This window comes from Streptomyces sp. NPDC058701 (genome assembly GCF_042715295.1).
In the GTDB taxonomy this organism is placed as follows: Bacteria; Actinomycetota; Actinomycetes; order Streptomycetales; family Streptomycetaceae; genus Streptomyces.
The window spans coordinates 1-3,101 of the sequence record NZ_JBHXSY010000124.1; the positions used below are offsets into that span (position 1 = coordinate 1).

3 protein-coding genes are annotated in these 3,101 nt (G+C 67.7%); all 3 read left to right on the top strand.

From position 1 onward, the window contains the following. The first annotated feature begins 383 nt into the window (after window positions 1-383). The 3 genes from ACFWW8_RS38365 (at window position 384) to ACFWW8_RS38375 (ending at window position 2,368) form a co-directional block, all read left to right on the top strand. Entirely contained in the window at window positions 384-1,352 is a 969-nt protein-coding gene (locus ACFWW8_RS38365; RefSeq protein ID WP_386537526.1) for a DUF6192 family protein, read from the top strand. Window positions 1,353-1,423: 71 nt separating this feature from the next. Beyond that, window positions 1,424-1,867 (top strand): hypothetical protein, encoded by a 444-nt coding sequence (locus tag ACFWW8_RS38370; protein ID WP_386537529.1) that lies wholly within the window; start codon window positions 1,424-1,426, stop codon window positions 1,865-1,867. A gap of 18 nt (window positions 1,868-1,885) precedes the next feature. Next, window positions 1,886-2,368: a hypothetical protein gene (locus ACFWW8_RS38375; protein WP_386537532.1), complete on the top strand. Its 483-nt coding sequence runs from the start codon at window positions 1,886-1,888 to the stop codon at window positions 2,366-2,368. Window positions 2,369-3,101: the final 733 nt, after the last annotated feature.

Sequence of the window (3,101 nt, forward strand, 5' to 3'; positions counted from 1 at the left end):
ATCCTCGACAAAGTCGCCGCCTACTGCCACCGAATCTCTGACTCAGGTCACTAGGGCAGGAGACACAGCTCGAGCCCTTGCAGATTATGGCGGGGTTCGCCTGGTTGGAGGAACGTCGCCCTCGCCCGACAGCCGGTTCAGCAGACCACCCCGGGCAAGAACGCTGAGGCAACAGACCAGGCTTTGCCGGGATCGTGCTCTCCGGGCCCGAACAACGCCGCTGTAGCCTCACAGCGACCTCGCGACCGGCTCCGAAGAGACCATCGGACATGATCATCTCGCCTCACTGAAGAGGCATACACTTGATGCACAGGGGAGGGTGCCACGGACCCTCGTTGTCCGGATCTCCCCCATGCCCCAGACCTCGAACGGGGTGATCGACCATGGCCGTCAGGGAGAAAGTCCCCAGCCCCTTCCCCCAGCGCTACACCGACCGCCAGTGGGCACGCTACGTCCACCAAGGCCGGGACCTCATCCAAGAGGAGAGCGGGATCCAGTTCGCCCTCGGCGACATCACACTGAAAATGGTCCCGAAGAACGAGCCGGGTGAGCACCGAGGGGTCTTCCCCGTCCTGGACCGGTACGCCGACCAGATCGGCATCAACGTCCACACCCTGCTCACCTACCGAAAGGCCGCGATCCACTGGCCTCCCGAGTACCGCGTGAAGGACGAATCCTGGTCCGTCCACCGAGCCTTGGATGCCGTGGAGGACCGTTTCGAGATGATCAAGAACCCTCCCGGCGGGGCAACGCACTGGACCGAGGACGCCGCATTGCGGTACGCGGGACGACTGCCCAACCATCCGTTGTCCAAGAAAGAGAAACTCGACCGGGTACGCACGCTGCTCACCAACTCGGAGAGCGCGCTGGGCGCGGCGGAAGAGATCATCCGCCGGCCAGACGTGGCGCAGCGCATCATGGCCGACCCGACCAACCAGCGAATCCTCTACCAGGCTCACCAAGAACAGCGGATGGAGGCCGCCGCCCTGCGGTTGGCCGCGGCGCACGAACGCGAACCCGAGCCTGATGAGGAGGAGGGCGAAGTCGACGAAGAGGTCGAGGAGACGCCCGTCCTGCGTGGAACGAAGCTGCGGCAGCCGGCGGTGGACTACCGGCGGGCATCCCGGGAGGCCTTGGAGCTGATCGGGAGCGGCACGGCCTTCCTGGTGGACCTGCAGGACATGGTGCCGCGACTGCACGTGAAAGAGTTCACCGATCGGGAGATCCGGGCCATCCTCGACAACCACCGGCGCATCCGGGCGGCCCTGGACTGGTGCGACACCGCGCTGGCCAGCGGTGACACGACCATGGACGAGGAGCTCGCCGCCATCCTCGCCGAAGGCGATGAGTAGTGATGACCCCCGTCAGGACGACCCCCTCGCTCCACCCACAGGGCAGAACCGCACCTGTAGCCACGCAGCACTTGGCCGAGCTCACCTGGAACCTGATCGCCGAGGCCGGCGAGGACACGATCGTCCACCGCGAGACGATCACCGAGCGGCTGGGCGCCACCGACTCTCAGTTCGAGCGCGCCAAGGGATACATCCGTGACCACATCACCATGGAGAAGGGCCGCGCATTCTTGACCTGGCGCGGGGGCTACATGATCACCCAGGACCCCGACCGAATCGCCGAAAGCGCGGGCCTGCGCATGCGCAGCGTCGACACCGAACTACGACGGATCCTCTCTGGCGCGATCAACCCCCTCGGGGAAGCCGTGGCTCAGCACGAGGTGCTGGCGATGTTCCAGGACGAAATCGCCCACATGACCCGCACCTACGAACGGATGCGGAAAGCCACTCTCACCCCGCCCGCCAAGACCCGGAAGACACCGGCCCGACGGCGACGCACCGCGGCCCCCCGCTGACCGAGCCGGAACGGTGTCGTGACCGGGCCCACGCCCCGCGCCCCCGCGACTGCGCGGGCCCTGTCCGCGGCCCTGAACGCACTCGGCATCCACCCCGCCGGGGCCAGACCCGCCGACGTGCTGCCCCTCCTGGGCATGCTCCTCGCCAAGATCGAAACCGACACTGCCGCCCGGGCTCCCGTCAGCCAGAACCCACCCGCACGCCTGACCCGACTTTTGGCCGGCTACCACCAACAAGCCCCAACCCCCCACCTGGGCCTCCTCGTCGACCGGCTCACCCGCACCGCCCTGGAAACCGGACTCGAAGAACCCCCCGGCCCCCTCACCGAAGCCGCCGCCCACGCCAGCATGGCCGCCGCCGACCTCCTCACCGCCCACGACCACCTCGCCCACGGCCACCGGAGAAAGGCCATAAACGCCCTCCACCAAGCACAACACCACCTCGACCACACCCGTCTCACCGAAGGACCCGGACCCGGGCGAACCTCCCTTTCCAGCTGACGGCGCGGCGCACAGGCATAAGAGCGTCAGGAAGAACCCCGAAGCTCTGGCCGACAAGACCCTGTGCAGCCGGCACATCAACCGCCACCCCCTCCAGCGTCAGGCGTCACGGCGAGGAGGCCGACCTACGGCCCCCTCGTCGGATGAGGGTGGTTGCGTCATGCTGTATGAACTCCAGTTCATCTCAAAGGCTGACGGGGCTCCCCTGTGCAGTGGGTCGCTCTCTGTAAGCGCTGACCTACGGGACGGAACGGGCCGGCCGGTCGGGACGCAGCCAAGGAGGAGGAGCCCGGGTTGGTCGGGGGCAGCCGGTCCGGGTCCAGCACGGGGGCCAGTGGTCGCCGGGTGGGTACGCAGCGCCCACCGGGCGGTGTCGAGCCGGTAGTCCGCCAGTCGGCCGCGTGCGGTCTTCGGCTCGCTGGTGTCCAGGCAATACGTGGAGATGGCGGCCCGCACGATGTCCTGATCCAGGCCGGGATCGCGGCGGCGGCCGCGCAGGATCAGGCGAGGTGACAGCGCGCTTCGGCCAGCAGGTGCCGGCGGTGGAACCGGCCGCGGCCGTTCATCACGAGCACCACCCGCGACGTCCACGGCCGCCAGGGCGACATCGACGATCGCGGCAAGGAGCGAGTTGAAAGCTCGCGTGCACGTCGGCCTTTGGATCTCGGGCAGCCCCCAACACGGGTCTGTCAAACGAGCGGTGTATCTCGGGTTGTTGAGGGCTACTGACGAG

Excerpts from the sequence above, each read along its gene's own strand:
- ACFWW8_RS38365 (WP_386537526.1), top strand. The coding sequence starts at position 384 with ATGGCCGTCAGGGAGAAAGTCCCCAGCCCCTTCCCCCAGCGCTACACC.